The sequence below is a fragment of the Halohasta sp. A2 genome (genome assembly GCF_056175805.1).
In genome coordinates this window covers 82,804-108,927 of sequence record NZ_JAQFWV010000001.1, presented here as the reverse complement: position 1 = coordinate 108,927, position 26,124 = coordinate 82,804, and the positions used below count along the sequence as shown (strand labels likewise).

The window sequence follows — 26,124 nt, the reverse complement described above, 5'->3', positions numbered from 1 at the left end:
GTGGTCATCCAGAGTGTTGGTATCACGCCGATCGAGATCGCGCTGTTCGTGTTCGTGCTCATCACCGCCGTACTCACCGCACTGTTCCGCGACGTGCTGGCAGCGATCGTCGTCTTCGCGGCCTATAGCCTCGGTCTCGCGCTTATTTATACGGTGTACCGCGCGCCCGACGTCGGACTGACGGAGGCCGCCATCGGCGCTGGCGTAACGACCGTCCTCCTGTTGTTGACGATTGCCAAAACGACACGCCCGGCGACCGACCGGCTGTTCGAACCGGTCGACTGGCCAGCGCTGGCAGTCTGCGGGCTGTTCGCACTCGTTGTCGGTGGTTCGCTGCTGTCATTCCCTGCGGTGGGCGATCCAAACTCGCCGATTCTCGCGAACGCGGAGGTCACTGGCTACTATCTTGAGAACGCCTACGACGAAACCGGCGTCAAAAACGCCGTCACCTCGGTGTTGGCGGCCTACCGCGGGTTCGATACGTTCGGCGAGGCGGTCGTCGTCTTCGCCGCTGGCGTCGCGAGCCTGCTGGTGCTCGGCCGGGAGGTGTTCACCACGTGAGCGACGACCGCGAGACCAGCCGCGTCGACGGCGGCGGCACGCTCAGACAGCGGCCGGTGTACACCGAAAGCCAGGTCATCATGACGACGGTCAAAGTCGTTATTCCGTTCGTGATGACCTACGGCCTGTTTATTACCTTCCACGGCGCGGACACCCCTGGTGGTGGCTTCCAGGGCGGAGCGATCATCGCCTCAGTCGTGTTGATGATCGCCTTCGCGTTCGGCATCGAGTCGACGCGTCAGTGGCTCGCCAACAGCACGGTCGTCGGACTCGGTACGGCCGGTGTGCTGTTGTTCGGTGCGATCGGCTTCGGGCCGCTGTTGCTCGGCGGCAGCTTCCTCGAATATACGGCGTACGAACCACTGCTCGGAGATGCACTGGGGCTTGCCGACTACGAGTTCGTCAAGTACGGCATGGAGGGCGTCGAGATCTTCGGCATCGCCTTCATTGTCTCGGGGATCCTGATGGGGCTGTTTTTCGCTCTCGCAGGCGGCTACACCCCACCAGCTGACGAACCACCACGAGTCGACGAACCCTCGGACGAAACGCTCGCAGACGGCGCTGACATCCCCACGGGAGGCACCGACCAATGACCGATCTCGTTTCACTGGTGACAACGCGCCACGCCTACGTGCTGTTCGTGCTGTTGTCGACGACTGGCCTGTATATGCTCATCGCGAACCAAAACCTCGTCAAGAAAGTCATCGGGCTGAATATGTTTCAGACAGGGATTTTCCTGTTCTTCATCACCTCGGCCTACCGCGTTGGCGGCCGTGCGACCATTCTCGAAGGCAGTGGGCCCTTTGTCAGCCCATTGCCACAGGTGATCGTGTTGACCGCGATTGTGGTCGGCATCAGCTTGACTGCGGTCGGTCTCGCGCTGACGATCCGCCTGTACAGCGAGTACGGCACGCTTCGGGCCGACGCGCTTCGGGAGGTGATCAACGATGAGTGATCTGCTCGCGCTGTTGGTCACCGTTCCGCTGCTGTTGGCGGTGTTCCCGCTGCTGTTGGGCCTTCGGTTCGAACGCGCTGGCTGGCCGATCGCGTTCGTCGGCTCGCTCGCGTCGACGGTCATGGCAGCGCTGCTGTCGTGGGAGATCTACACCGCCGAGACACCGGATGGCCAGCGACTCATCCACGAGATGGCTGGCTATCCAGCACCGTACGGTATCGAACTCGTCGGCGATGGGCTGTCGGCGGTGATCGCGTTGTTGATCGGCGTCGTCTCGGTCGCCGTGCTCGTCTACAGCCGCTCTACCGGCCCCCAGAGCAACGCCTTCTACAGCGGGCTGCTCCTGCTCATGGGTGGGCTGTTCGGGATGGCGCTCACCGGCGACCTGTTCAACCTGTTCGTGTTTCTCGAGATCGTCGGGCTCATTACCTACGCGCTGGTCGCCAGCGACCACACCGGCGAGGCGGCCTACGGCGCACTGAAATACCTCTTTTTGGGGACCGTGGGAGCCTCCTTGTACCTGATCGGCGTTGGCTACGCGCTCGTGGCGACGGGCACGCTGAACATGCTCGATCTCCAGTCGACGCTCGCCGAGGTGGGCTACACTGATCCGCTTGTCCAGGCCTCGTTCGGCTTCATGCTCGTCGGCTTCATGCTCAAGATCGCATTGTTCCCGCTGCATACCTGGCAGCCCGACGCCTACACCCACGCGCCGGACACGGTGAGCGCCTACATCTCGGCGCTCGTCTCGACGACCGCCGCGTACGCACTGATCCGCATCTCGTTCGACGTCTACACGGTTGACTTCTTCGCGGCGAATCCGCTGATTTCGGAGGGCGTGGTGATTCTCGCCTCGATCAGTATCGTCGTTGGCAGCCTTTTGGCAGCGATGCAGACCGAGATCAAGCGCGTGTTCGCCTACTCGTCGGTCGCCCAGTTCGGGATGGTTGTCGCCGCCATCGGTCTGACTAGCCAGACGGCCCTTTTCGGGGCGGTCATCCATCTGGTCGGCCACGGCCTGCTGAAAGCGACCCTGTTCATGTCGGCCGGCATCCTGTCGACAGCCTACGGCGCGCGGACAATAGATGACTACGCCGGACTCGCCAAACGTGCGCCGGTCACCGCCGGTGCGATGGCGGTCGCCGGTCTCGCGCTGGTCGGCATTCCGCCGTCGGTCGGCATTCTCGGCAAGTGGTTCATCGCGCTCGGCGCGGTCCAAGAGGGCTCGTGGGCCGTTGCGGTCGTGATCCTCGTTAGTACGCTGCTGACGCTGACCTACGTCGCCCGACTCATCGAGCGGCTCTACTTCTACTCGTCGACCGACCCGACCCACGAACACGAGTCGGCCTCCGAGGCAGACGAGCAGGTGGCCACCGAACCGCCCGTTGCCGACGGTGGCCGCGATGCTGATGACGGTGGCCATGATGCCGACAGCCGCCGTGGTGCTGACGACGACCCTCCTGCCGACGAGGGCCGTGCCACTGATGATCGGTTCGACGGCCGGCGGGGCGGCCCGGTCGCCGTCGAGCGAATCGTGGTCGTCGCCGTGCTCGCGGTCTCGACGGTCGCACTGTTCGCCTCGGTCGACCTGTTCGGTGCGATGCTTGACCCTGTCTTCGGGAGGGTCTTCCAATGAGTGAAATCACAGCTATTCGTCCGCTGGCCGCCGTCGCCGTCTCGTTCGTCGCCGCCGCGCTCATTCTAGCCTCGGGGCGCCGACCCAACATCCGCGAAGCTTGGACGATCCTCGCGTCGGTCTCGATGTTCGGCTTTATCGCCAGCATGGTGCCTGGCGTGCTTGCTGGCGACGTGTACGTTACCAATCTCGGGACCGTGCTGCCGGGCGTCGACTTCGTCCTCCGCGCTGATCCCCTCGGGGTCCTGTTTGCGTCCCTCGCCAGCCTGCTGTGGATCGTTACCAGCTTCTACAGCATCGGTTATATGCGCGGCCTTGAGGAGCATAACCAGACCAGATACTTCGCCTCGTTTGCTGTCTCGGTCGCCTCGGCGGTCGGCATCGCCTTCTCGGGGAACCTGCTGACGATCTTCGTCTTCTACGAAGTCCTCTCGGTAGCGACCTACCCGCTTGTCGCCCACGACGAGACGCCGGAGGCCCGCGCCGCAGGCCGGAAGTACCTCGCCTACACCTTCTTCGGTGGCGGCGTGCTGGTCCTTGCAGGGACGGTACTGGTATACTGGCTGACGAGTCTGGCACCCGGAGCCGACAGCGCAACCGTCGACTTCACTGCGGGCGGCATTCCGGCACTCGCAAACGCCGATCCGTCGCTCGCCTCGGTGGCGTTCATCGTGCTGGCGCTCGGCTTCGGCGTCAAGGCCGGACTGATGCCGCTCCACCAGTGGCTGCCGTCGGCGATGGTCGCTCCGACGCCGGTCTCGGGGCTGCTCCACGCGGTCGCGGTCGTCAAAAGCGGCGTCTTCGGGGTCGCTCGCGTCATCCTCGACGTGTTCGGCCCTACGACGCTGGCCGATCTCGGCCCGGCGGCGTTCGGCGACCTCGGGATGGCCCTGCCGATCGCGATCATCGCCGCGATCACATTGACGGTTGCGAGTATTATCGCCCTGCGACAGGACAACCTCAAGCGTAGGCTGGCCTACTCAACGATCAGCCAGCTCTCGTATATCGTGCTCGGACTCGCACTGCTGGAGGGTAACGCCCTCATAGGAGGGCTGCTCCACATCCCTGCCCACGCCTTTATGAAGCTCACGCTGTTCTTCTGTGCGGGAATCATCCACGTCGAGACCCACACCGACAATATCAGCGACATGGCCGGCATCGGTCGACGGATGCCGCTCACCATGACCGCCTTCGGTGTTGCCGCCGCGGGGATGGCTGGCATTCCGCTCGTCGCTGGCTTCGTCAGCAAGTGGTACATCGTCATCGGCGCGTTCGACGGCGGCAACGGCGTCTTCGCCGCCGTCCTGCTGGTCTCGGGCGTCCTCAACATCGCCTACTTCTGGCCCATCGTCTACCAGGCCTTTTTCGAGTCGGCGAAAGACCACGATCAAAAACCGCTGCTCGAAGGGCCGTTCGGCGGCCGCGAGAGCCTCCGAGCCGACGGCGGGCGGCGTGAGGACACGGATTCGAGCGTCGACGGTGACTCGACGAACCCCTCAAAAGAAACCGATAGTGAGGGGCCGAAACAGGCCGTCAAACGGATTCCCGATCCCTCGCACGTCGATCACGTCGACAAGCGCCACGATGAGACCCACCACCACGGCGGACCGCCGCCAGGTGGCTGGGAGACACGCGACTGGCGCGGCGGCGAGAGCACGTGGTTCATGCTCGGGCCCATCCTGACCGCGGCGGTTCTCTCGCTGTTGTTGGGGATCGTCCCCCACACGGTCGTTTTCCTGCAGATCGTCGAGACGATCGTCGGTAACCTGCCGGGGGTGATGATCTGATGACGACGACACTGACCGCGATCCCGCCGGGGGTCGCCCTGTTGGCGGTCGCGGTTCTCGTTGCGCTACTGCCGCGAAAAGCGGGCCACGCCCTCGGTATCGGTGCGTCGGCGGTGACGCTGGCGTGGATGTGGCTCGTTCCGGATGGAGCACATCTGGAAACCGCGTTCCTCGGCTTCGATGCCGTCCTGTTCAACGTCGACGAGTTCTCCCGCCTGATGGGGATCATCTTCGCCGTGACTGGCGTCGTTGCGGTCCTCTACTCGTACGCGAGCGAAGCTGAGAGCGTCCAGACCGGCTTCGCGCTATCGTACGTCGCAACAAGCTTCGGGGCTGTCTTCGCGGGTGATTGGCTGACGCTGATCTTCTTTTGGGAGCTGATGGCGGTCACCAGCACGCTGTTAGTCTGGCACTACCGCGGGAAGGCGGTGCGGGCAGGCTACCGCTATGCGATCTTCCACGGGATCGGCGGCACGCTGCTGATGGCCGCGATCCTCCAGACGTTCGTCGACAAAGGCACCTTCCTGTTTGCCTCGGTCCCTGGTGGCCCCGAGGTAGCCGGAATCTCGGCTGGGCTGCCCGCCGCGCTCGCCGCAATCGGGATCGGCGTTAATGTCGGCTTTATTGGCCTCCACACGTGGTTACCGGATACCTACCCACGGCCGCACATCGCCGCCAGCGTCTTCCTCTGTGTCTTTACGACCAAAACCGGCGTCTACGGCATGTACCGGGCGTTCCCTGACGGCCATATGGCCATCGCCTACATGGGCGGGGCGATGGCCATCTTCGGGGCGACCTACGCGCTGTTACAGAACGACATGCGTCGACTGCTGTCGTATCACATTCAGTCGCAGGTCGGCTACATGATCGCCGGGGTCGGGATCGGGACGAGCCTCGCCCAAGCAGGGGCGTTTGCCCACGTCTTCAACAACATTCTCTACAAGGGATTGCTGTTCATGACCGCGGGCGTCATCGTCTACCGGACCGGCGAGGAGAACCTCAAAAAGCTCGGCGGGCTGGCCCGCCAGATGCCGATTACGGCCGTGGCGTTCACGGTGGCCGCGCTGTCGATTGCTGGCTTTCCCTACTTCAACGGCTTCGTGAGCAAGGGGATCATCATCGACGGCGCACACTACACCTTCGGAGCGGGTCCGCTGCCGATCGGTGAGTTCCACACGCTCGAATGGATGTTGCTGCTCGGGGGGATCGGGACGTTCATGTCGTTCATCAAGTTCGGCTACTACGCCTTCTTCCACGGGCCATCCGACCGGGAGGTCGACGACGCCAACGCGGGCCAGACCATCGCGATGGTGCTCGTCGCGGTGCTCTGTGTCTTCTACGGCATCTCCGACGCCTCGCTGTTCGCCCTGCTGCCGTTCGACGTCACCGACCCCGAGGTCGTCGAGGAGGTCTATACGACCTACACCGTCTCCCACGTCGTCGAGGGCGTGATCCTTGGTGTGCTCGGACTGATCGGCTTTGCGCTCGTCAAAAAGCCGCTGTCGAAACTGGGTCGGATGCCCGATATCGACGCGATCTACAACCCGGCGATGTTCTACGGCGGCCGTGGGCTCGTCGTGGGTGTCACCGAACTTTGGGCGGCGGTCGACCGCGCGGTCATGCGAACGGTCGCGGCGGCCAAACGAGTCGGGACTGATCCACAGTCGACCGTCCAGCGGTTCGGCTACGGGAGCGACGACCAACCAGTCCAACTCCGGTTGGGGATCAGCCGCAGTGTGTTCGTGTTGGTTGCGCTCGTGGCGATGGCGCTGGCGGTTCTGTTGCTGGCTTGATCCCCTCCTCAATCATCTCGTCGCAGTCGCTCCCGTCGACGCTCGAACTCCTCGTCCGAAAGCTCACCCCGGGCGTAGGCCGCACGCAACTCCTCGTTAGCCGAATCCGGCTGGTCGTCGGAGCCGCGGAGAAGGGTGTATAGCAGGTAGCCAATGCCGCCGACAAGAACCAACCACAGCAACGGCCACACCCAGTTCGGCCCTGTCCCGGGGAGCATCCCACCGGTCCACATATGGCTTCCACCCCAGATACCGACGATCGGGCCCATAAGGAGCATCATCGCGAACGGAACGAGAACAAGTGCAAGACCCACGATGAGAAGCCGCCGGAGCAGTGTTGTGGTTGATGACATGGCAACGATGTCGGTTGCGAGTTCAATAGCTCTATTTCGTCGCGAGGATGACTCACGTCGACAGTATCCTGTTGGGCACGGAGATGGCTACAGGAATCGACAAAAGGGACCGTTACGCGTGATACCGTCCTGCTGCTCAGACGAGCAGCTGAATGTCCGCTTCGACCATCTCTTGGAACGCTGAGGCCGCACCGACCCCAGTGGTGACGCCGTCATAGAACTCCGATTCGTCGTAGCCCAGCAGGTCGATCGTCATCTGGCAAGCCTGCAGGTCGACGCCGCTGTCGAGCGACACCTGGATCAGCTCTTCGATTGAGGCGACTTCGTTGTCGGCGATTTTGTTGCGCATCATCCGGGTGGTCATGCGGTCCATCCCCGGCAGGGCTGCGATGACGTTGGGAACTGGCATGTTCGGATTGCCGACCGAACTCAGCTTGAGGTGCTTCGACTTTTCTTCGTGGAGGATTTCGAGCCCCCAGAACGTGTGAAACACCGTCACGTCGTAGCCGAAAGCGGCGGCGGTCGACGCCAGAATCAGCGGCGGGTAGGCCATATCCAGCGTCCCCTTGGTGGCGATGATGACCATCTTTTTCGGGCCGTTTTCGACCGCATTGCGTAGCTCGGAGAGCTCGGTTTCGAGCGCTTCGATACGGACCTGCAGCTCGGCCACGTCGTCCGGCGAGGGGTCGGCGTCCGATCCGGCGGTGACGTCCGTACTCATCTTACTCGACCTTTTTGATGTAGTGTTTGTAGATGTCCTCGCCGCCCTCGGTCGCCTCCTCCTGATCGAGGAGTTCGGCGTCGGTCGTCGACTCGGCCCACCCCTTGATGTCGCTGAGGCTGCCGGAGTCGGTAGCGACGACCACGAGGGTCTCGCCAGCTGCGAGCCCGTCGAAGGCTCCCTTCGTCTTGATGACTGGCATCGGGCAGTTCTGTCCTTTCACATCGACCGTCGTGGTTGGTGTTTCCGTGCTCATGATCTGGTTCCCTGTATTGGGCCTACTACACAATATAGGGCCAATCAATATAAGTGTGTTTATTGTTGTGGTCGAAGTGAACTACTCTCGACCGGGCGCTGACGTGTGTGGGCTCTAAATACCAGCTTCACAAGGCAATATCGAGTTTTCAACCTCAAGGACCGATATAGTATTGCACAAATTTAGAATTACTATGCAAACTCTTAAGTCGATTCCGTGGTAAAATGGGGGTGTATATGGACGCAGATGAAATGGGGTTCCCGACCCCCGAATCAGACGTCGAATCGATTTCCCCGGAGTCGCTGAAAGCCCGAATCGACGCGGGTGAGTCGGTGACGATCCTCGATTCACGGATGGAAAGCGACTACGAGGAGTGGCGCGTCGACGGCGAGCGCGTCGAGACAATCAACATTCCGTACTTCGAGTTCCTCGACGAGGAGATCGACGACACGGTGCTCGCCAAAATCCCGGACGATGAACACATCACCGTGCTCTGTGCCAAAGGCGGAGCCAGCGAGTACGTCGCGGGCGCACTCGCCGACCGCGGCTACGACGTCGACCACCTCGAAGACGGGATGAACGGCTGGGCCTCCATCTACGAGGCCCACGAGGTCACCGAGTACGCGGGCACGGGGACGCTCATCCAGTACCAGCGACCCTCCTCGGGCTGTCTGGGCTACTTCGTCTACGACGACGGCGAGGCCGCGATCATCGACCCACTACGGGCCTTTACCGACCGCTACCTCGACGACGCCGCCGAGCTGGGCGTCGACCTGAAATACGCGCTCGACACCCACATCCACGCCGACCACATCAGCGGCCTCCGCGAACTCGCCGCCGAGGGCGTCGAGGGTGTGATTCCCAAGGCCGCAGTCGACCGCGGGGTCACCTACGCCGACGAGATGACGCTGGCCGAGGATGGCGACGAGTTCCACGTGGGCTCGGCGACCATCGAGACGGTGTTCACGCCGGGCCACACCACGGGCATGACCTCGTATCTGGTCGACGGCTCGCTGCTTGCCACGGGCGACGGCCTGTTCATCGAGAGCGTTGCCCGGCCGGATCTCGAAGACGGCGACGAGGGCGCGCCGGAGGCCGCCCGTGTGCTCTACGACTCGCTGCAGTACCGCGTCCTCGAACAGGACGACGAGACGCTGATCGGTGGAGCCCACTACAGCGACGCAGCCGAGCCAGCAGCCGACGGGACCTACACCGCGCCGCTCGGCGACTTGGTCGACCGAATGGACGCCCTCTCGATGAACGAAGCCGACTTCGTTGAGACCATCCTCGCCGACATGCCGCCCCGACCGGCCAACTACGTCGACATCATCGAAACGAATCTGGGGCTTCAGGACCCCGACGACGAGGAGGCGTTCACGCTTGAACTCGGCCCGAACAACTGCGCGGCCAGCCAAAACGCCTTGACTAGCGGTGACTAAGAACTCCCAATGATCACCGACCTCCTCGGAGCCGGAACGATCGAGACGCTGTTTCCCAACGGGATCTCCCGGTATGCGATCGGCGGGCTACTCGTTGGCCTGGGAACGGCCGTCATTTACCTCGGCACCGGGATCACGGCGGGCGCGAGCACGTTCCTGGAGTCGACGCTCTCCTACGTGTCTGACCGCTCGCGCTTCCAGCAGTATCGGGCCTCCCGTGACTGGCGGGTCGTCTTCACGCTTAGCATCGTCGCTGGCGCGGCGATCTACGCGCTGATCTATCAGGGCGGAGTATGGATCACCGAGGTCGCACCGTGGCGACTGTTCGTCGGCGGGGTTCTCGTCGGGATCGGCACCCGGATCGGCAAGGGCTGTACCTCCGGCCACGGGATCTGTGGGGTCGGCTCGGTCTCCCGTACCTCGCTGGTGGGCGTGGTGACGTTCCTGCTTGTCGCCATCGTCACCGCCAACATCGTCGCCGCACTGGGGGTGACGCCGTGAATCGACACCCGTTGTTCATGCCGCTGATCGCTGTCGGCGGGCTGATCTTCGGCTTCGGCCTTGGCTTCAGCCACATGGCGCGGCCGGAGGTCGTCATCGATTTTCTCACGTTTGAGGATTTCGGCCTGCTGTTCGTCATGTTCGGCGGCTCGATCGTCGCCGGGCTGGCGTTCTGGTCGCTATCGGCCACCGGTGGGAGCGCACCCTTGACGGGTCGACGCTACGCGCGTCGACTCAAGTCCTTCGACAGAAACGTCCTGCTCGGTGGGTCGATCTTCGGCGTCGGCTGGGGGCTCTCTGGCATCTGTCCGGGGGCGGCCTACGCCAGCCTCGGGGTCGGCAACTGGCCTATCCTGTATGCGCTGGCGGGCATGTTCCTCGGCGCGTACGCACAGGGTCTCTGGCGCAGCGAGTCCGCGAGCGAACCCGCAGCTGTCCCGAGCGACGACTGACCACTCCATTTGAGGCACCCTCCCATGAATTACGAGTCATCCACCGGCGACCCGTCGACCGACCGGCTGCTCGACATCGCCGGCGAGTTGCTGGCGGTCGACACCCAGAACCCGCCGGGCGACACCCGCGAGTTGGCCGCATGGATCGAGACGTCCTTTCTGGATCACGGTATCGAGGTCCGTCGGGTCACGACCGATCCGGCCAAGCCGAACCTCGTGGCGACGATACCCGGCGAGCGTGACCGGACGCTCATGTACAACGGTCACATGGACACCGTGCCGTTCGACCCCGCCGAGTGGACGTACGATCCGCTCGGCGAGCGCGTCGACGACCGGCTCTACGGCCGCGGGGCGACCGACATGAAGGGGCCGCTGGCGGCGATTCTCTACACTGCCGAGCGGTTCGCCACCGCCGACCGCGAGCCGCCGGTCACGGTCGTGTTCGCCATCGTGAGCGACGAGGAAACCGGCGGTGCGGCTGGCGTTTCGACCCTCGTCGACAGCGGCGTCCTCGACGAGTTCGACCCTGCGGCCTGTGTGATCGGCGAGACGACCTGCTCGGCGGGCCAGCATTCGGTCACGGTCGCCGACCGCGGCAGTATCTGGCTCACGCTGGCGGCCGAGGGGGTCGCCGCCCACGGCTCGCGGCCGATGGCCGGGAAGAACGCGATCGACCGGCTCTGGGCGGCCATCGAATACCTTCGGCGGCGGCTCTCGCTTCGAGAGTTGCCGGTCGACGAGGCGTTGCGGCCGATCATCGCCGAGTCGGCCGACTACTACGAGCCGACGCTGGGGCAGTCGGAAGCCGAGAGCCTCTTCGTCTATCCGACGATCAATCTCGGACGAATCGAGGGCGGCGAGGCGGTCAACACGGTTCCGAGTGCGGCACGGGCCGAACTCGATATCCGGCTGACGGCGGGCGTCGACACCGCAACCGTTCTCGCGGACATCCGTGAGTGTCTCGACGACCACCCGGCGGTTTCGATCGCCAACGTTCGGTGGTCAGTCGGTAGCTACGAGCCGGTCGACAGTCCGCTGGTCCGGGCAGTCACCGAAACGGCCGCCGAAGTGGCCGACGACTGGATTTACCGGCGAAGCGCGACCGGCGGCGGCGACGCGAAAAAATTCCGGCACGCCGGGATTCCGACCGTCGAGTTCGCCTTCGGGACCGACACGGTCCACGCGGTCGACGAGTACACGACGGTGCAGGCCCTCGACTGGAACGCCGCCGTCTACGAGCGCTTGCCCGCGGTCGTTGCAGAGTACACGTCGTGATCGAGTTTTGGCTCCCGTTCGGTGCCGCCCTGCTGGCCAGCGCGTTCATGGCGTGGGCGATCGGCGCAGGGTCGAGCGGTGCGACACCCTTCGCCCCGGCGGTCGGCGCGAACGCCATCTCGGTGATGCGGGCAGCGTTCATCGTCGGAATTCTCGGGTTTTTGGGAGCTGCCCTACAGGGCGCGAGCGTCTCGGAGGCCGTCGGCAGCGATCTCGTTGTCGGGCTCACCTTGCCTACCGCCGCGGTGATCGTGGTGCTGGTGACCGCCGCCGGACTGATGGCGATCGGCATCGTTACCGGCTACCCCATTGCGACGGCCTTCACCGTCACCGGGACGGTCATCGGCGCGGGGCTCGCGCTCGGCGGCGACCCCGCGTGGGCGAAGTACACCGAGATCGGAACGATGTGGCTCCTGACGCCGTTCGTCGGCAGCGGTGTCGCCTATGGGATCGCGAGTGTGCTGCCCCGGCAGTCGGTCGACGAACGCGACAGCGTCCCGATCCTTGCCGCGGCTGTCGGCGCGATCGTCGTCAACATCGAGTTCGCGCTGCTCGCATCGGGCGACCGGCTGGCCTCTGTGTCGACCGTCCTCGCCGAACGGTTCGCTCCAGGCCTCGCCAGTGAACTGGGCATCTCGCTCGTCGCCGCAGTCATCGTCGGGTTGGCGGTCCGGGTCGACATCGCCCGCAACGGGCTGGGCGGCCTCCGGCGCTTTCTGCTCGTCCTCGGCGGGCTGGTCGCGTTCTCGGCAGGGGCAAGTCAGGTTGGGCTGGCGGTCGGCCCGCTGGTCCCGCTGGTCGAGGGGACGGCGATCGGGGTCTCGGCGCTGGCGGTGGGCGGCGGCGTGGGGCTGTTGGTCGGCTCTTGGACCGGGGCCTCCCAGATGATCAAGGCCGTCTCACAGGACTACGCCTCGCTGGGTCCGCGGCGGTCGATCGCCGCGCTGTTCCCTTCGTTCGTGCTCGCCCAGATCGCCGTCCTCTACGGAATCCCGGTCTCGTTCAATCAGATCATGGTCAGCGCGATCGTCGGCGCGGGCGCGGCCGTCGGCGGGAGCGACGCGATCAGCCGACGGAAAATAGGCCTCACACTCGGTGCGTGGATCGGCTCGTTCGCCCTCGCGTTCGTCCTCGGCTACGGCGTGATGCGCCTCGTGCCGTAGGTCGGAGCCGATTTGATGGGTAGGACACTAGTCGACCGACCGTTCCTCTATATTTATAAAAAGCCGACTGCGACCGTTCAGCTACGCCCGTTTGCAGGTGTCGACGCCGAATAGCCGGTAGGCCAGACACTGCCGGGAGAGGCCGGTCCCGAGCAGGATCGCGCCGACGACGGCGAGGCCAGCGCCCACTGCCGACCCCAGCGGGACGAGGCCAGCAAGCGACGCCAGCCCGACGAGAGCCACCAGTAGCCCGCCGACGAGGCGTGCAGTTCGGTCGAGACCACCGACATTTGATTCCATACCCGAATATTACCGGCTGAACCCAAAAAGATTTGCATAGTTATGTATTTTAAGTACACTACTATTAGCGGAGTTGGATCGGATATCGGTGAGAAATCCGTATATGTCGACAAAGAGGACACGGCCGGATATTCAGTTGCCGAACTATGTGTTCTCATAATATTGGAACTGACACACAATATTAATGCCTTGGTGTACGAATATCTATCTGTACCCATGACCCAACTAGATATCGAGCCAACGAAGACGGTCGACGCACGCGGGTCGGCCTGCCCGGGGCCGCTGATGGACCTTATCGGCGCGATTCGGGATGTCGACCCCGGTGACGTGGTCCTGTTGTTGAGCGACAGCGACCGCTCGCTCACGGATGTTCCCGAGTGGGTCGACCAAGCCGGAAACGACCTCGTTGCAGTCGAAGAGGGCGACGAGCACCACGAGATCTACGTGGAGAAAACATGACCGAGGAGATCATCATCGTCGGCGGCGGCACTGGCGGCTCGGTGCTGGCGAACGATCTGGCCGACCGGCTCGACGAGGAGATCGACAGCGGCGAGGTACGGGTCACGTTGATCAACGACGGGCCGGACCAGGTCTACAAACCGGTGTGGCTCTACGTTCCCTTCGGCCTGCGGGAGCCCGAAGACGGTCGACGGCCCCTTCGAGAGCTGGTCGACAATCGTATCGAGATCCACGAGGATCGCGTCACCGGGATCGACACCGACGCCCAGCAGCTTCGGACACGCGGGCGATCGACGCCGCTGCGCTACGACTACCTCGTGGTGGCGACGGGGTCGACGCTCGCGCCTGAGGAGGTCCCCGGCCTCGCCGAGGGCGGCCACGACTACTACAGCGAGGCGGGCTCGCTGGCACTCCGCGAGGAGCTCCTCGAATTCACCGAAGGTCACCTCGTCCTCAGCGTGATCGGCAGCCCGCACATGTGTCCGGCCGCGCCCCTGGAGTTCGTCTTCATGGCCGACGACTGGTTCCGCAACCGAGGGCTCCGAGACGACATCGAGATCACCTATACCTACCCGATCAACCGCGTCCACGGCAATCCGAACATCGCCGAGTGGGCCCAGCCGCTGCTCGACGAGCGCGAGATCGCCGTCGAGACGTTCTTCAACCCCGATTCGGTCGACCCCGACGCCAAAACCCTCACCTCGATGGAGGGGGCCGAACTCGACTACGACCTGCTCGTGTCGATCCCGCCACACCGCGGGGTCGACCTGATAGAAGATGCTGGCCTCGGCGATCGGGGCTGGGTCGACGTGGACAAACACAGCCTCGAAGCCGAGGCTGCCGAGCACGTCTACGCGCTGGGCGATGCCGCATCGACTGGCGTGCCGAAGGCGGGCAGCGTCGCCCACTACCAGGCGGCAGTTGTGGGCCAGAGGCTCGCCAGCGAGATCCGCGGCCAGACCCCGACGGCGGCCTACGACGGCAAAACCATCTGCTTCATCGAGACCGGGATGGACGCGGGCTCGTTCGTGGAGTTCGACTACGAGAATCCACCGTCGCCCGCGACACCCTCGCGGCTGCTCCACTGGTCGAAACTGGCCTACAACGAGTCCTACTGGCTCACCGCACGGGGGTTGATCTGAGATGACCGACAGCGAAAACGTCGTCGACGGCGAAGCCACAGAAATGGCCGACAGCACCGATCTCGAAGCCGCCATCGCGGAGAATCCCGAGGCGGTCGCGGCGTTCGTCCGGCGACTCGACGCGGTCAATGAACTGCTCGATGTGGTCGACCTCGGGACGAGCGCGATGACCGACGAGATGGTGCGGTCGATGGCCGAAACCGGCTCGGCGCTCGGTGAGGTGGCCGATACCGCGGCCAAGGAGGACACCCGCGACGGTCTGCTCGCGCTGCTCGACAGTGTCGCCGCCGCCGAACGCTCGGAGACGGTCGCGGTCGGACCAGTTGGCCTGATAAAAGCGATCTTCGATCCCGAGCTCCGCCGCGGCCTCGGCTATCTGTTGGCGATCGCTAAGGCCCTCGGCCGGACGCAGTCCGGGAAAGACTGATCACTGGCCCGACCGGTTTTTCTTCATTAATCGAGTGGTGAACCGTGAGCTACGGCTGGCGGCGACGGCTACAACCAGCGAAAAGACGAGGGTGGCGATCGCTGCCGGGTTCACAGCATCGATCAGTGCCGCCACGTCGACCATGTACCAGACGACCACAGCAGCGACGACTGCCGACAGCGCGACCAATGCGAGTCCGATGACGACGAAGACGGTCTCCGAAGACTCTGCGGCTTCCGTTTCGGGTTCGATCTCCTGTGTCATACACGGAGCGTCTACTTCAGATCATATATCAGTGGATGGGCGTTTTCACTGCATGGGAATCCCCTAGGTTACAGCGGCTGATAGAACGGAATCGGTGGATGCGGCAGGTGAATCCCCAGCAACATCAGCGCATGTTGGAGGGGAATGTAGCCCAGCAGGATGAACACGAGCCCGAGCACGCGGTGGACCCGTACCCGTGTTCGTGTCGACAGCGACTGAAACAGCGTCCCGTAGACGAACAGCGAGGGGACGGTACCGACTCCGAGGGCAGCCAGCGAGACGACGCCATCAACCGGTGAGGCCTGGGCGAACGCGTAGAGAAAGGCGGGATACAGCAACGGACACGGCAGCAGGCCGTGGATCGCGCCGAGCCCCACGATCTTCGGTCCGCCAACGTAGGCGTCGACCCGCGCGGTGAGTCGACGCTGGACCCCGCGTGTCACCCGCCCGAAGACGGATTCACCCGGCAGCGAGGGAACGTGGCCACGAAAGAGGTAGGAGAGGCCAGCAGCGATGATGAGCACTCCGACGGTGAAACCAACGATCACGTTGAGTTCGCGGTAGAACGTCGACACCTGCTGGACCGAAATGAAGACCAGCGATCCGGCCAGTCCGAACAGTCCGCCGATGAGCGCGTAGCTCACCATCCGGCCGAGGTTGAACAGCCCGTGTTGGCGGACCATCCACATCGAGAGTCGGTCCTCGCGCGTCCCCGACTGGGCGCTCATGCGCTCGGCGTACGTCGACACCAGCGGGCCACACATACCGAGACAGTGTGCGCCGCCGAGCAGCCCGATCAGGAAAAAGACGCCGAGGCTCACGGCTAGTTCCTCGGTTGGGTGTCGGTGGATTGTGGGCTTCGACTTCCCTTGACGGATGCGAATCGACTCGCCGCCCGGACGAGCAGGCCGAAGGTAGCGACTAAGACGACGGTAGCGATGTCGTAGCCGGCCGAGGCCGCCATCGACGTCACCTGCGTGCCGCCAAGCAGGCCGCCGACGGCCACCAACAGCGGAGCCGTACAGCTCACACACGAGGCCACCCCGAGGGCCGCGAGGCCCGCCGAGCGGCTGGAGGCGGCGACCAGCACCGCGACGATGTGGCCCAGCGCGAGGTAGGCGACGAGTTCGAACGGGACGACCGAGAGGCTGAGCAGTCCGTTGTCGTAGACAACGATCGGTCCCCAGCCGGGTAGCGTCCACACCACGCGGGCGGCGGTCATCCCCGAACTGACACCGACCAGCCCGCCGAGCCACGAGAGGCCGAGGACGTAGGCGACCCCGACCGTCCGCCCGAGCCACGGCCGCGGTCGGTGGCGAACCGTCCGGTCGACCCAGAGCGCCGCGCCCACGGCCACCGCCATCCAAACCGGCGGGTAGACGAACGCCCGGAGGTCGGTGATGATCGGCTGACTGGCAGCGAGATACGCGCTCGTGGCCACTGCGTAGATTCCGACGACGAGACCAGCACCCACGAGGGCGACCGTCGACGTCGAGCCGTCGAGCTGCTCTCGGAGCATGGTCGAAGCCCCGATGATGAGCGAGTGGCTCATGAGGCGTCTTCGTCCGTCGACGGGTCGGGACGCAGGCCAATCAGTCCGATGGCGAGGGCGAACGCGGTGAGTCCGACGACGCCAAGCGTTAGCAGCATGTAGACACCGGGATTAGTGTCTACTCCCGCCAGCAGCCCCAGCGCGCTGCGGATCTCCCAGACGATGACGAACAGCACGCCGCAGCCGACTAGGATGCCGCCCTGCGTGGCGCGTTTCATAGTATCACGCTCCCGACTGCGGCGACGATTCGGTGGGCCGTCGGCTCGACGGCGACGACAAGCGGCTGGGCGGCGACCCGTAGCGGCTCGACGAGCATGGGGACGGGTTCGACGCCCGGCCCGAGAACCCCGCCGCGGTCGACGATGCTCGCCAGCGGCAGCATGTAGGCCAGAATCACGAGCACGAAGGCGATAGCGAACCAGAGTTTCAGGTTGTCGAGGATCTCCGGAGAGTCCTGTGGTCCCGACAGTGGCTCCGAGAGGTGCGTGCCAATACCGCTCAGTTTGGGCGTGCCCTCGCTGAGCGCGATGTTCGAGACGAACAGCAGCGTCGAGATGAACAGTAGCGTGCCGCCAAGGGCGAGCTGAACGTTGAGTTCGGTGATCGAGCCGAAGGAGGCGACGAACTCGAAGCCCTCGTACTGGGGTTCGGCGGTCCGCCGCGGGACGCCGAACAGCCCCTGGACGTGCATCGTGTTCGACATCAGGCCCATGCCGACGAACCAGATGACGACCTGCGCCAGGCCGATCGGTCGACTGTACAGTTGCCGGTTTGTGAGCTGGGGCCACAGCCAGTAGGTCCCCGCCATCATCGTCAGCGCGACCGCGGTGCCGACGGTGAGATGGAAGTGCCCCGGCACCCACAGCGTGTTGTGGATGAGGTAGTTGATGTTCATCCCGGCGTTGATCATTCCGCTGAATCCTCCGGCGGCGAACATCAGTCCTGCCAGCATCATCCCAGTAAAGGCGGGATCACGCCACGGCAGCGCTCGCAGCCAGCCAAACAACCCAGTACCGCCGCGCTGTCGTGCACCGTGTTCGACGCTGGCGACGACCGTAAAGGCCGTCAGCAGGCTCGGCAGCAGCAGGAACATCGTGTTGGTCATCGCAATCGCCTTGAACCCTTCCGAGATACCGGGGTCGACGTACTGGTGGTGGATGCCGACCGGCGTCGAAAGCAGCAAAAAGAGGACGAAGACGACCCGTGCGAGGGGGTCGCTGAACAGTCGACCGCCAGCGACTGTCGGCAGGACGGTGTACCACAGCAGGTAGGCAGGCATGAGCCAGAAGTAGACGACTGGGTGGCCCCAGAACCAAAACAGCGTCCGGGTCAGCAGTGGGTTGATCTCGTCGAATATCCCCAGCGACCACGGCAGGAGGAAGCCGACGACCGCGATGGCGATGCCGATCGTGGCGATGTACCACATCAGCATCGTCGTCAGTACCATGAACGCCTGCAGTGGAATGCGCTCGTCGGGATTCTCTGCCTTCCAGGCGCGCCACGACCAGAACCAGTCGGCCCCCGCGAGCCACGTCCCGATGACGAAGATCGCCAGCCCGCCGTAGAACAGCGGGTGGGCCTGCATCGGCGCGTAGAACGTAAACAGCACGTCGGCGCTGATGTCGCTGCTCTCGACGAAGCCGCCGAGGATGGCGACGACTGCCATCAGCGTCCCGACGACCATCAGCCCGTACCACGTCCACGTGTAGCGGATGGACTCGACGCTCCGGTCGAAGCTCCGGACGATCGCCCACGTAAAGAGGCCGACGAGGAAGAAGATCGTAAAGGAAACCACCATTAGCACGCCGTGGGCGGTCAACACGGTGTAGTAGTCCGCCGACTCGATCACTCGTAAGATGTCTGTGCGGTGGAGCGCCTGAATCACCCCGAAGACCGCACCTAGTGCGAGTGCGATAAACGAACTCCAGAGCGCCGCCCGGACCACCGCAGCCTCCTGTGGATACTCATCGAGGAACGTCGGCGCGCCCGTCAGTTGCTCACTCATCCTCGTCACCCTCCTCGAACTCGTCTTCCGGGACGACCTCCAGTTTGCCCTCCATCGTGTGGTGGCCGTTGCCGCAGTACTCGTTGCAGACGATGCCGTACTCTTTCGGTTCGTTCAGCTCGACGGTGAGCTTTGAGACCTCGCCGGGGATCACCATCGTGTTGGCGTTCGTGCCGACGACCTCGAAGCCGTGGATCACATCCGGCGCGGTCACGTAGATGGTAAGCGTGCTGTTGGCCGGAACCTCGATCGGATCGGGCTCGAAGTTGAACTGCCGGGCGATGACGTAGGCTTCGTACTCGTTCTCGCCGACTTCCTCGACTCGCGGCTCGTTGAACCGGTCGTCCTCGTCGAGGGCGGTGGAGTCGATCGTCCCGCCCTCGTCGTTGACCATCTCGACGCCGACCGCGGTCGCCCCGTAGACGACCGTACTGATGAAGCCGATGATCATTACCATCCCCAACACCAGCCAGAGCTTCTCGTAGCTGTGAATGTTCATCTTAGTCCTACTTCCGCGGTTCAGCCTGAACGAGTAGCACGGTTTCTTTAGAGAGCGGTGCAGTCTCCCGGTTTCCATCGACAAACCAGGGAGATGTTACCGAGTGGACTCACTTCATCGTAAAGCCAGTGTGGGAACCTACCTTTGTTGAAACGCCACTGACGCCACGGAGAGACCTTCTCTCTGTAACAGGCGAAAACAAGCCCAGAACGCCGATCTGCTAAACCGCGGAAGTAGGATTAGGCGAGTACCGTCAGGTCGTTGCCGAGGAACTCGACGAAGTACATGAAGATCCACATCACGGTGAGGATCCCGAAGTAAATCAGTATCAACGCCAGCGTTCCTTTCGGATCGAACTCTTCGTGTCCGATTTCCCGTACTGTGTTCTCTCCGGACATTGTTGGCTGCAATTGGTACACATATGATAAAATCAGCCCGTGGATTCCCACTGGCTGGGAATCCGAACGAGATACTAAGCGGATGACTGACGTATTTCGACCAAATGGTATCACCACGTACTGCGAGCCTCCTGAGTCTAGGCGCGCTCCCGGCAGTAGGCTACTACGCGCTGGTTTTGGACCCGATCGTAAGTGTCTCGTTGCTCAACGTCGTCATCATCGCCACCTCGCTGTATCTCGCCTTCAGCCCGGTCGACGACGCTGGTCATGGTCATTCGAGCCACGCCTGACGGGATGAGCCGCCGTCGACATTACGGACCATACTGATGACCGACTGCACGCTCTGTGATCTCCCCACACCCTCACCACCGATAACCGACGATCACGTCGACGGCGTCTACTGCTGTCGGGGCTGTCTGGAAGTCGCCCGAACCCTCGACGAGACTGCCGTCGACGAACTCGACGTCGAGGCGGCTGCCGACCGTCTTCGCTCGGAGTCTCCCGCCGAGGCCGATCTGGCGGGCTGCGACCAGCAGTATCTGGACGTCTCGGGGATGCACTGTGCGACCTGCGAAGCCTTCCTGGAGTCGACGGCCACGAACCACGAGGGGATCGCCGCGGTCGAGGCGAGCTACGCGACCGACACCATGCGGATTCACTACGATCCCGAAGTCGTCGCCCCCGAGTCGTTGCCCGACATCGTCTCGGGCTATGGTTACGAGGCCACCGAGCGGGGGGTCAACGAGGAGCCGGCGTCCGCGGACACCGAGGTCGTCAAATTCCTGATCGGCGGCGGGCTGTTCGGCATGATGACGATGCTGTGGTACGTCCTGTTTTTATACCCTACGTACTTCGACATCGAGCCGCTGGTCGACCTCGGCGGCCTCGATGGCCTCTATCTCTTCGCACAGATCTGGTTGTTGACTTCCATTGTGCTCTTTTATACGGGGTATCCGATCCTCCGGGGGGCCTACGTCAGCCTCCGGGCGGGCCAACCCAACATGGACCTGCTCGTCTCGGTGGCGGCGCTCGGCTCCTACAGCTACAGCACGCTGGCTATGCTGCTCGGCCGAACGGACCTCTATTTCGACGTGACCGTCGCCATCGTCCTCGTCGTCACGGTCGGGACCTACTACGAGTCGACGATCAAGCGCCGGGCGTCGGATCTGCTGTCGGATCTGACCGCGATTCAGGTCGACGACGCCCGACGGCCCGACGGTTCGGTGATCTCGGTCTCGGAGATCGAACCGGGCGACGTGTTGCTCGTGCGGCCGGGCGAGCGAATCCCGGTCGACGGCGCGGTCGCCTCGGGCGTCGCCGCGGTCGACGAGGCGCTGGTGACCGGCGAATCGCTGCCTCGAACCAAGCGGCCGGGCGACGCGGTCCGGGGCGGAACCGTGGTCACCGACCAGCCGCTGACGATTCGGGCCGGAGAGGCGGCCGAAAGCACCCTCGACCGGATCGTCGACCTGCTGTGGGAGATCCAGAGCGGCTCGCCCGGAGCCCAGCGGTTTGCCGACAAGCTGGCGACGATCTTCGTCCCGCTGGTCCTGACAGTCGGCGCGGCGGCGGCGTCCTGGACGCTCGTTTCGGGCGGCTCGCCAACCGCTGCCCTCCTGGTCGGGCTGACAGTCGTGATCGCCTCCTGTCCCTGCGCGCTGGGGTTGGCGACGCCGCTGGCAGTCGCCCAGGGGATCGGAACGGCCGCCAAACACGGGCTAGTCGTCGCTTCGAACGACCTCTTCGAGACCGGCGGCGACGTCGACGTGATCGCCCTCGACAAGACGGGGACGCTGACTACCGGCGAGATGCGGGTCACTGAGGTCGCAGCCGACGATCCGGACGACCTGCTGTCGACGGCCGCGGCGGTCGAACGCGCCTCGGCGCATCCGATCGCCGACGCCATCGTCGCCACGGCGTCGACCGACGGCGGATCAGCCGACGGACTGACCGACGGCGGCCAACTGCAGCCTGCCGCGTCGGTCGACGCCGTCGACACCCTCGACCGGGGCGTTCGCGGCACGGTCGACGGCCGCGAGGTGCTCGTCGGCCATCCATCGTTGTTCGAGGGGTGGGACGATCCCGCCGACCACCGCCCATCGGTCGACCGACTGACGGATGTGGGCGAGGTGGCGGTCGTGGTGGGCTGGAACGAGGAGATTCGGGGTGTGATCGGCGTCGGCGACCAGCCCAAGGCCGACTGGGAGTCGACCGTCGAGGCCCTTGCGGACGCCGACCGCGAGATCGTCGTGCTGACGGGCGACGACAGCGAGGCGACCCGCCGGTTCGAGGCCCACTCGAGTGTCGACCACGTCTTCGCTGGCGTGCCGCCCGAAGCAAAAGCCGAGACAATCCGGCGGCTCCAGTCGAAGGGGCGCGTAGCGATGGTCGGCGACGGCAGCAACGACGCCCCCGCGCTGGCCGCGGCGGATCTCGGGATTGCGCTGGCCACCGGAACGAAACTGGCGACCGACGCGGGCGATGTGATTGTTGTCGACGGCGACCTCGCGGCCGTCCCGACCATCTTCCGGATCGCCACCAAGACCCGGAGTCGAATCAGACAGAACCTCGCGTGGGCGTTCGTTTACAACGGGGTTGCGATCCCGCTGGCGGCCACTGGACTCTTGAATCCACTTTTCGCAGCCGTCGCAATGGCCACGAGCAGCCTCCTGGTCGTTCTGAACTCAACGCTTCGGTCGGTCGACTGAGTATATAACTGAGATAAAAGTAGTCGGCGACTACTCCCGCCGAGCCACGATCACGAACGTATCGGGTCTGGTTCGTTTTTCGACGATCTCAAACCCTGCGGCTTCAAGCGCGGTCGACGCCTCTGATGCGGTGTATCGTTCGTCGACCGGTGGCCCACGCCGCCCTTCGCCGTCCCCCGCCCAGTCGAAGATCACGAGCCGCCCACCCTGCCGGATCACCCGTGCCAGTTCCGCGAGGGCGTCGTCACCTGCGAACTCGTGATAGGTCATCGTCGAAAACGCGCCGTCGAGTTCGCCGTTCTCGAAGGGAAGGTCGTCGATTCCAGCCGTCACGAGGTCGACGTTCGAGGGAACGCCCTTGTCACGGTAGAACTCGTGCATCTCGGGTTGAATGTCGACGGCGTACACCCGCTCAACGTAAGGGGCAACGTCGTCGGTATAAAATCCTGTCCCGCTGCCGAGATCCGCGAGGGACTCCTCACCGGTCGGCGCGATCGCACCGAGGAATTCCTCCCGCGAAACCGACTGGTAGCGTCTGGCTGCATCTTCGAGTCGTCCTGCCTTGTCTGCGTCAAATGTATGAAATCCCATTGCTGTCTGTAGTAGTTCGTTATAGGCTGTCGTCCGGATCGTGTTCGGCCCGCATCCGTTCGGTTTCGGCCGCGTACCGCTCGCGTATCTCGGGGTCGTCGACGAACCCGAGGTCAGACTCGTCGACGGTGAGGCTGACCTGTGTCTCGCGGTGATCACCGAAACTCGTCAGCGCCCGTTCTTTGCGGAGGTCCCGCGTGCCATCCGGACTCGCGTACGTGAGGATGATGAGGTTCTGCTCGTCGTCCGAGTACGTGCGTTCGACCAGCCAGACGCGGACTTGTTCACTCATACTGGCCCTCCAGTCGGTCGACGACCGAATTGATTTCGGCCTCGGTCGAGACTGCGTGTACCGACACGCGGATCGCCTCGGGGTACGGGAGTGATCGGATGACGATTCGGTCGTTGGCGAACCGCTCGACCACCGATTCGGGATCGTCGACCGCGATGGTGACGAGTCCCGACTCGTATCTCTGCGGGCTCAGAAGTCGATCATCGTCGACGCCCGTCTTGAGCCGATCAGTGAGCCGTTCGATTCGCGTTTCGATAGCGTCGAGGCCGATCTTCTCGATGGTTTCGATAGCTGCCTCCAGTCCGGCGTGCGGTGCCGGCGACGTGGTGCCGATCTCGAACCGCCGCGCGCCCGGTTTATATGTGATCTCGTCAGCCGTCGGCTCCTCGACGCTCCGGTAGCCGACCGATCGCGGCCGCAGGTCCGCGGCGGCCTCACTGCTCACATACAGGAAGCCCGCGCCCCACGGCCCCAAAAGCCACTTGTGGCTCGCCGCCGCGACCGCGTCAGCACCCCACGCGTGGACGTCCATCGCCTGCTGGCCCGGCACTTGAACCGCGTCGACCAAGGTCAACGCCCCCGCGTCGGCGGCGATGTCGACCAGTTGGCTCACTGGCACCCGGGTACCGTGTGTCCAGGTAAGTGCGCTGAAACAGACGAGGCGTGCGTCTGCAACGGCGTCGGCAAACTCGTCGAGATCGATTCTTCCCGTTCGGGTTTCGAGAACACGGACCTCGATTCCCTCGCGTTCGAGCCGTTTCCACGGCAAGATCCCGGCAGGGTGTTCGAGATCCGTTCTGACTACCACGTCACCGGGCTGCCAGTCGACCGCGCCTGCAATCCGATTAATACCGTCAGTCGTCGACTCGGTCAGCGCGATCTCGTCGGCGTTCGCGCCGATGAACTCGGCGATCGTTTCGCGTGCGCGATCGGCTGCATCGAACGCCGTCGTGTAGGGGTCGTCGACTCCAGAACTGTACTCGTGGTCGGCGAGCGCCGACGCGGCGGCCTCGACGACGTGCCGTGGGCTAGGGCCGTGGGCCCCAAAGTTCAGATAGCTCGACTCCTCGAACGCCGGAACATCTGCCCGTAGATCTCGTGGTTTCATAGGGTACACTGGCTTGCTCGTCGGGCTGAACACAGAGACATCGGTACTAACGCTACTTATTGGTAGGCACTGATCGTTTTCGAGAGCGTCTCACCGGTTTGTGCGCCGACCATCCGCTCGGCGAGTTCGCCGTCGACGAACACCAACAGCGTCGGGATTCCCTGAACCTGATACTCGCCTGCAAGCCCCTGAAACCGGTCGACGTCGACTTTGAGGACTGCGGCATCGGTTTCGGCAGCCAGCGCGTCGATCGTCGGCTCCATCATCTGACACGGCCCACACCAGTCGGCATAGAAGTCGACGAGCACCACGTCGTAGGTTTCGACAACCTCGTCGAACTCAGCCACGTTGCCCAGTTGGATCGGTTCGGCCGGAACGGCCTCGGATTGACTACTCATCACCATCCGGTAGGGTCCGGAGGGGCAAATAGGTTTGGGTAGTATGCGCAATACTGTCCAAACTCGATTCCGCTATCGGTAGTTCGTGGGCGGGACCAATAGCACGTTTCCGGCGGCCTCGGCGACGATCCGCTCGGAGACGCTGCCGAGCAGGAGTCGACGGAGGCGACTCTTGCCACGGGAGCCCAGCAGGATCGTCGTCGGTTCGTGTTTCGCCTCGGCGTCCAGAATCTCGGTCGCGGGATCGCCGCTGCGAACGTCGACTTGGGTTTCGATATCCCACGCTTCGAGCTGGTCGACCAGTTCGTCGAGGCGATCTTGAACCTCCGCCGGTGGCTCGCCGAGTTCCTCGCCTTTGGGTTTTCGGACGTGGACGAGCGTCGCCGCGTGGGTGGCTCCCCGGAGATACGAAAACGACTCGAAGGCCCGGTCGGCGTTCTCGGAGAAGTCGGTCGCGTACAGTACGCGCCGAAAGAGGTGGCTCCGGGTCGGATCGGGGTCGGCGACCTCGCGTTCGATCCGGTTGACAAGCAGGGGACGGTTCGCCGAGCGTGCGAGATTGCGGGCCGTCGAGCCGACCAGCCGGTTTTCCAGTGGGCTCTTGCCCCGGGAGCCAACCATCACCATGTCGGCCTGAATCGTCTCGGCGATCCCGTTGATCCGCCGGTGTGGCGTCCCCCGGACCACGTGGGAGTCGACGTCGAACCCCGCCTCCGTGAGCACGCGCTCGTACCCCGCAAGCGCTCGTCTCCGGCGTTTCTCGTAGTCGAAACCCGGCATTCCCGCGTGGACGTTCGAGGGGACGACCGTCACCAGCTGAATCTCGTCGACGCCGATCCGACCCAGACACGCCAGACAGGTCTCGTCGTGGATCGCTGCCTCACTGGCCGCCGACAGATCGGTCGCATACAGGAGTCGCATAGTATAGTCTTGTGTGGTAGTGGGTATATTAGTTGCCCCTTCTCGTGTCTGGTCAGTGACCAACGTCGCGTAATCATTCCCCATGCGTAGTCGACCTTCTGTCGAACAAAGACCTGATCAGCGTTATATTGGCGGATCTATCCGTCGAAACCAACCGATAGGTTATCC

Annotated in this window: 32 protein-coding genes; 16 read left to right on the top strand and 16 right to left on the bottom strand. The window is 63.9% G+C overall.

Going from position 1 to position 26,124, the window contains the following annotated elements; all coding sequences use genetic code 11:
• Nucleotides 1-21 precede the first annotated feature (21 nt).
• The 6 genes from O2S87_RS00585 to O2S87_RS00560 are packed head-to-tail and all read left to right on the top strand — an operon-like array spanning nt 22 to nt 6,732.
• Nucleotides 22-561 carry a DUF4040 domain-containing protein gene (locus tag O2S87_RS00585; RefSeq protein WP_475406903.1) on the top strand — a complete coding sequence of 180 codons (540 nt, stop codon included), beginning with the start codon at nt 22-24 and terminating at the stop codon, nt 559-561.
• Complete coding sequence (locus tag O2S87_RS00580) at nt 558-1,154, top strand: MnhB domain-containing protein (protein ID WP_475406848.1); 597 nt, start codon at nt 558-560, stop codon at nt 1,152-1,154. The genes O2S87_RS00585 and O2S87_RS00580 overlap by 4 nt, the downstream gene beginning before the upstream one ends.
• Nucleotides 1,151-1,516, top strand: coding sequence for a cation:proton antiporter subunit C (locus tag O2S87_RS00575; protein ID WP_475406847.1), 366 nt, complete (start codon nt 1,151-1,153; stop codon nt 1,514-1,516). The genes O2S87_RS00580 and O2S87_RS00575 overlap by 4 nt, the downstream gene beginning before the upstream one ends.
• Nucleotides 1,509-3,152, top strand: a complete 1,644-nt coding sequence (locus tag O2S87_RS00570) for a monovalent cation/H+ antiporter subunit D family protein (RefSeq protein WP_475406846.1) — start codon at nt 1,509-1,511, stop codon at nt 3,150-3,152. The genes O2S87_RS00575 and O2S87_RS00570 overlap by 8 nt, the downstream gene beginning before the upstream one ends.
• Nucleotides 3,149-4,939 carry a cation:proton antiporter gene (locus O2S87_RS00565; RefSeq protein WP_475406845.1) on the top strand — a complete coding sequence of 597 codons (1,791 nt, stop codon included), beginning with the start codon at nt 3,149-3,151 and terminating at the stop codon, nt 4,937-4,939. Before O2S87_RS00570 ends, O2S87_RS00565 begins: the two co-directional genes overlap by 4 nt.
• Nucleotides 4,939-6,732 (top strand): Na(+)/H(+) antiporter subunit D, encoded by a 1,794-nt coding sequence (locus O2S87_RS00560; RefSeq protein WP_475406844.1) that lies wholly within the window; start codon nt 4,939-4,941, stop codon nt 6,730-6,732. The genes O2S87_RS00565 and O2S87_RS00560 overlap by 1 nt, the downstream gene beginning before the upstream one ends.
• An 8-nt stretch (nt 6,733-6,740) precedes the next feature.
• Here O2S87_RS00560 and O2S87_RS00555 read toward each other — a convergent pair whose 3' ends face one another.
• The 3 genes from O2S87_RS00555 to O2S87_RS00545 form a co-directional block, all read right to left on the bottom strand.
• Nucleotides 6,741-7,085 carry an SHOCT domain-containing protein gene (locus tag O2S87_RS00555; protein WP_475406843.1) on the bottom strand — a complete coding sequence of 115 codons (345 nt, stop codon included), beginning with the start codon at nt 7,083-7,085 and terminating at the stop codon, nt 6,741-6,743.
• A 136-nt stretch (nt 7,086-7,221) separates the two neighbouring features.
• A complete protein-coding gene (locus O2S87_RS00550; RefSeq protein ID WP_475406842.1) occupies nt 7,222-7,806 on the bottom strand; it encodes a DsrE/DsrF/DrsH-like family protein in 585 nt (194 codons plus the stop codon).
• A 1-nt stretch (nt 7,807) separates the two neighbouring features.
• Nucleotides 7,808-8,062, bottom strand: coding sequence for a sulfurtransferase TusA family protein (locus tag O2S87_RS00545; RefSeq protein ID WP_475406841.1), 255 nt, complete (start codon nt 8,060-8,062; stop codon nt 7,808-7,810).
• 236 nt (nt 8,063-8,298) lie between these two features.
• Between O2S87_RS00545 and O2S87_RS00540 the strand changes: the two genes are divergently transcribed.
• From O2S87_RS00540 to O2S87_RS00520, 5 genes are read left to right on the top strand one after another with little or no spacing between them, the layout of a single operon-like run.
• The gene (locus tag O2S87_RS00540; RefSeq protein ID WP_475406840.1) at nt 8,299-9,501 is read left to right on the top strand and encodes an MBL fold metallo-hydrolase; all 1,203 of its coding nucleotides are present in this window, start codon (nt 8,299-8,301) and stop codon (nt 9,499-9,501) included.
• Between the two features lie 9 nt (nt 9,502-9,510).
• Nucleotides 9,511-10,002: a YeeE/YedE family protein gene (locus O2S87_RS00535; RefSeq protein WP_475406839.1), complete on the top strand. Its 492-nt coding sequence runs from the start codon at nt 9,511-9,513 to the stop codon at nt 10,000-10,002.
• A gap of 17 nt (nt 10,003-10,019) precedes the next feature.
• Nucleotides 10,020-10,454, top strand: a complete 435-nt coding sequence (locus tag O2S87_RS00530; protein ID WP_475406902.1) for a YeeE/YedE family protein — start codon at nt 10,020-10,022, stop codon at nt 10,452-10,454.
• A 24-nt stretch (nt 10,455-10,478) separates the two neighbouring features.
• Complete coding sequence (locus O2S87_RS00525) at nt 10,479-11,729, top strand: M20 family metallopeptidase (protein ID WP_475406838.1); 1,251 nt, start codon at nt 10,479-10,481, stop codon at nt 11,727-11,729.
• 47 nt (nt 11,730-11,776) lie between these two features.
• Nucleotides 11,777-12,892 carry an inorganic phosphate transporter gene (locus O2S87_RS00520; RefSeq protein WP_475406901.1) on the top strand — a complete coding sequence of 372 codons (1,116 nt, stop codon included), beginning with the start codon at nt 11,777-11,779 and terminating at the stop codon, nt 12,890-12,892.
• A gap of 81 nt (nt 12,893-12,973) precedes the next feature.
• Here O2S87_RS00520 and O2S87_RS00515 read toward each other — a convergent pair whose 3' ends face one another.
• Complete coding sequence (locus O2S87_RS00515) at nt 12,974-13,192, bottom strand: YgaP family membrane protein (RefSeq protein ID WP_475406837.1); 219 nt, start codon at nt 13,190-13,192, stop codon at nt 12,974-12,976.
• 216 nt (nt 13,193-13,408) lie between these two features.
• Here O2S87_RS00515 and O2S87_RS00510 point away from each other — a divergent pair, with 216 nt between their 5' ends.
• From O2S87_RS00510 to O2S87_RS00500, 3 genes are read left to right on the top strand one after another with little or no spacing between them, the layout of a single operon-like run.
• Nucleotides 13,409-13,651 carry a sulfurtransferase TusA family protein gene (locus O2S87_RS00510; RefSeq protein ID WP_475406836.1) on the top strand — a complete coding sequence of 81 codons (243 nt, stop codon included), beginning with the start codon at nt 13,409-13,411 and terminating at the stop codon, nt 13,649-13,651.
• On the top strand, nt 13,648-14,793 hold the full coding sequence (locus O2S87_RS00505) for an NAD(P)/FAD-dependent oxidoreductase (protein WP_475406835.1): 1,146 nt from the start codon (nt 13,648-13,650) through the stop codon (nt 14,791-14,793). The genes O2S87_RS00510 and O2S87_RS00505 overlap by 4 nt, the downstream gene beginning before the upstream one ends.
• 1 nt (nt 14,794) lies before the next feature.
• Nucleotides 14,795-15,220, top strand: a complete 426-nt coding sequence (locus O2S87_RS00500; protein ID WP_475406834.1) for a helical membrane plugin domain-containing protein — start codon at nt 14,795-14,797, stop codon at nt 15,218-15,220.
• Here the strand turns inward: O2S87_RS00500 and O2S87_RS00495 are convergent, their stop codons facing one another.
• The 7 genes from O2S87_RS00495 to O2S87_RS00465 form a co-directional block, all read right to left on the bottom strand.
• Nucleotides 15,221-15,484: a hypothetical protein gene (locus O2S87_RS00495; RefSeq protein ID WP_475406833.1), complete on the bottom strand. Its 264-nt coding sequence runs from the start codon at nt 15,482-15,484 to the stop codon at nt 15,221-15,223. It abuts the gene before it with no gap.
• 68 nt (nt 15,485-15,552) lie between these two features.
• The gene (locus O2S87_RS00490; protein ID WP_475406832.1) at nt 15,553-16,305 is read right to left on the bottom strand and encodes a sulfite exporter TauE/SafE family protein; all 753 of its coding nucleotides are present in this window, start codon (nt 16,303-16,305) and stop codon (nt 15,553-15,555) included.
• Nucleotides 16,306-16,307: 2 nt separating this feature from the next.
• A complete protein-coding gene (locus O2S87_RS00485) occupies nt 16,308-17,036 on the bottom strand; it encodes a DUF7546 family protein (protein WP_475406831.1) in 729 nt (242 codons plus the stop codon).
• The gene (locus O2S87_RS00480) at nt 17,033-17,254 is read right to left on the bottom strand and encodes a hypothetical protein (RefSeq protein ID WP_475406830.1); all 222 of its coding nucleotides are present in this window, start codon (nt 17,252-17,254) and stop codon (nt 17,033-17,035) included. Before O2S87_RS00480 ends, O2S87_RS00485 begins: the two co-directional genes overlap by 4 nt.
• Complete coding sequence (locus tag O2S87_RS00475) at nt 17,251-19,041, bottom strand: b(o/a)3-type cytochrome-c oxidase subunit 1 (protein ID WP_475406829.1); 1,791 nt, start codon at nt 19,039-19,041, stop codon at nt 17,251-17,253. The genes O2S87_RS00480 and O2S87_RS00475 overlap by 4 nt, the downstream gene beginning before the upstream one ends.
• Entirely contained in the window at nt 19,034-19,540 is a 507-nt protein-coding gene (locus O2S87_RS00470) for a cytochrome c oxidase subunit II (RefSeq protein ID WP_475406828.1), read from the bottom strand. Before O2S87_RS00470 ends, O2S87_RS00475 begins: the two co-directional genes overlap by 8 nt.
• A gap of 239 nt (nt 19,541-19,779) precedes the next feature.
• Nucleotides 19,780-19,938, bottom strand: a complete 159-nt coding sequence (locus tag O2S87_RS00465; RefSeq protein ID WP_475406827.1) for a cytochrome oxidase — start codon at nt 19,936-19,938, stop codon at nt 19,780-19,782.
• 104 nt (nt 19,939-20,042) lie between these two features.
• On the opposite strand from O2S87_RS00465, the gene O2S87_RS00460 reads away from it, so the two are divergent.
• Together O2S87_RS00460 and O2S87_RS00455 are read left to right on the top strand one after the other, a co-directional pair.
• Nucleotides 20,043-20,228, top strand: a complete 186-nt coding sequence (locus O2S87_RS00460; protein WP_475406826.1) for a DUF8131 family protein — start codon at nt 20,043-20,045, stop codon at nt 20,226-20,228.
• Between the two features lie 36 nt (nt 20,229-20,264).
• Nucleotides 20,265-22,646, top strand: coding sequence for a heavy metal translocating P-type ATPase (locus O2S87_RS00455; RefSeq protein ID WP_475406825.1), 2,382 nt, complete (start codon nt 20,265-20,267; stop codon nt 22,644-22,646).
• Between the two features lie 30 nt (nt 22,647-22,676).
• On the opposite strand, the gene O2S87_RS00450 is transcribed toward O2S87_RS00455, so the two are convergent.
• The 5 genes from O2S87_RS00450 to O2S87_RS00430 all read right to left on the bottom strand — a co-directional run bounded on the left by O2S87_RS00450 (nt 22,677) and on the right by O2S87_RS00430 (nt 25,956).
• Entirely contained in the window at nt 22,677-23,237 is a 561-nt protein-coding gene (locus O2S87_RS00450) for a class I SAM-dependent methyltransferase (protein ID WP_475406824.1), read from the bottom strand.
• Nucleotides 23,238-23,256: 19 nt separating this feature from the next.
• A complete protein-coding gene (locus tag O2S87_RS00445) occupies nt 23,257-23,529 on the bottom strand; it encodes a DUF7967 family protein (RefSeq protein WP_475406823.1) in 273 nt (90 codons plus the stop codon).
• Entirely contained in the window at nt 23,522-24,637 is a 1,116-nt protein-coding gene (locus O2S87_RS00440) for an aminotransferase class V-fold PLP-dependent enzyme (protein WP_475406822.1), read from the bottom strand. The genes O2S87_RS00445 and O2S87_RS00440 overlap by 8 nt, the downstream gene beginning before the upstream one ends.
• A gap of 56 nt (nt 24,638-24,693) precedes the next feature.
• Nucleotides 24,694-25,035: a thioredoxin gene (trxA, locus tag O2S87_RS00435; RefSeq protein WP_475406821.1), complete on the bottom strand. Its 342-nt coding sequence runs from the start codon at nt 25,033-25,035 to the stop codon at nt 24,694-24,696.
• Between the two features lie 72 nt (nt 25,036-25,107).
• Entirely contained in the window at nt 25,108-25,956 is an 849-nt protein-coding gene (locus O2S87_RS00430; protein ID WP_475406820.1) for a universal stress protein, read from the bottom strand.
• Nucleotides 25,957-26,124 lie beyond the last annotated feature (168 nt).

Bases quoted from the DNA above. Each gene is read 5' to 3' on its own strand.
- O2S87_RS00575 (WP_475406847.1), top strand. From the start codon at position 1,151: ATGACCGATCTCGTTTCACTGGTGACAACGCGCCACGCCTACGTGCTG.
- O2S87_RS00570 (WP_475406846.1), top strand. From the start codon at position 1,509: ATGAGTGATCTGCTCGCGCTGTTGGTCACCGTTCCGCTGCTGTTGGCG.
- O2S87_RS00565 (WP_475406845.1), top strand. From the start codon at position 3,149: ATGAGTGAAATCACAGCTATTCGTCCGCTGGCCGCCGTCGCCGTCTCG.
- O2S87_RS00560 (WP_475406844.1), top strand. From the start codon at position 4,939: ATGACGACGACACTGACCGCGATCCCGCCGGGGGTCGCCCTGTTGGCG.
- O2S87_RS00555 (WP_475406843.1), bottom strand. From the start codon at position 7,085: ATGTCATCAACCACAACACTGCTCCGGCGGCTTCTCATCGTGGGTCTT.
- O2S87_RS00550 (WP_475406842.1), bottom strand. From the start codon at position 7,806: ATGAGTACGGACGTCACCGCCGGATCGGACGCCGACCCCTCGCCGGAC.
- O2S87_RS00545 (WP_475406841.1), bottom strand. From the start codon at position 8,062: ATGAGCACGGAAACACCAACCACGACGGTCGATGTGAAAGGACAGAAC.
- O2S87_RS00540 (WP_475406840.1), top strand. From the start codon at position 8,299: ATGGACGCAGATGAAATGGGGTTCCCGACCCCCGAATCAGACGTCGAA.
- O2S87_RS00535 (WP_475406839.1), top strand. From the start codon at position 9,511: ATGATCACCGACCTCCTCGGAGCCGGAACGATCGAGACGCTGTTTCCC.
- O2S87_RS00530 (WP_475406902.1), top strand. From the start codon at position 10,020: ATGCCGCTGATCGCTGTCGGCGGGCTGATCTTCGGCTTCGGCCTTGGC.
- O2S87_RS00525 (WP_475406838.1), top strand. From the start codon at position 10,479: ATGAATTACGAGTCATCCACCGGCGACCCGTCGACCGACCGGCTGCTC.
- O2S87_RS00520 (WP_475406901.1), top strand. From the start codon at position 11,777: ATGGCGTGGGCGATCGGCGCAGGGTCGAGCGGTGCGACACCCTTCGCC.
- O2S87_RS00515 (WP_475406837.1), bottom strand. From the start codon at position 13,192: ATGGAATCAAATGTCGGTGGTCTCGACCGAACTGCACGCCTCGTCGGC.
- O2S87_RS00510 (WP_475406836.1), top strand. From the start codon at position 13,409: ATGACCCAACTAGATATCGAGCCAACGAAGACGGTCGACGCACGCGGG.
- O2S87_RS00505 (WP_475406835.1), top strand. From the start codon at position 13,648: ATGACCGAGGAGATCATCATCGTCGGCGGCGGCACTGGCGGCTCGGTG.
- O2S87_RS00500 (WP_475406834.1), top strand. From the start codon at position 14,795: ATGACCGACAGCGAAAACGTCGTCGACGGCGAAGCCACAGAAATGGCC.
- O2S87_RS00495 (WP_475406833.1), bottom strand. From the start codon at position 15,484: ATGACACAGGAGATCGAACCCGAAACGGAAGCCGCAGAGTCTTCGGAG.
- O2S87_RS00485 (WP_475406831.1), bottom strand. From the start codon at position 17,036: ATGAGCCACTCGCTCATCATCGGGGCTTCGACCATGCTCCGAGAGCAG.
- O2S87_RS00480 (WP_475406830.1), bottom strand. From the start codon at position 17,254: ATGAAACGCGCCACGCAGGGCGGCATCCTAGTCGGCTGCGGCGTGCTG.
- O2S87_RS00475 (WP_475406829.1), bottom strand. From the start codon at position 19,041: ATGAGTGAGCAACTGACGGGCGCGCCGACGTTCCTCGATGAGTATCCA.
- O2S87_RS00470 (WP_475406828.1), bottom strand. From the start codon at position 19,540: ATGAACATTCACAGCTACGAGAAGCTCTGGCTGGTGTTGGGGATGGTA.
- O2S87_RS00465 (WP_475406827.1), bottom strand. From the start codon at position 19,938: ATGTCCGGAGAGAACACAGTACGGGAAATCGGACACGAAGAGTTCGAT.
- O2S87_RS00460 (WP_475406826.1), top strand. From the start codon at position 20,043: ATGGTATCACCACGTACTGCGAGCCTCCTGAGTCTAGGCGCGCTCCCG.
- O2S87_RS00455 (WP_475406825.1), top strand. From the start codon at position 20,265: ATGACCGACTGCACGCTCTGTGATCTCCCCACACCCTCACCACCGATA.
- O2S87_RS00450 (WP_475406824.1), bottom strand. From the start codon at position 23,237: ATGGGATTTCATACATTTGACGCAGACAAGGCAGGACGACTCGAAGAT.
- O2S87_RS00445 (WP_475406823.1), bottom strand. From the start codon at position 23,529: ATGAGTGAACAAGTCCGCGTCTGGCTGGTCGAACGCACGTACTCGGAC.
- O2S87_RS00440 (WP_475406822.1), bottom strand. From the start codon at position 24,637: ATGAAACCACGAGATCTACGGGCAGATGTTCCGGCGTTCGAGGAGTCG.
- trxA (WP_475406821.1), bottom strand. From the start codon at position 25,035: ATGAGTAGTCAATCCGAGGCCGTTCCGGCCGAACCGATCCAACTGGGC.
- O2S87_RS00430 (WP_475406820.1), bottom strand. From the start codon at position 25,956: ATGCGACTCCTGTATGCGACCGATCTGTCGGCGGCCAGTGAGGCAGCG.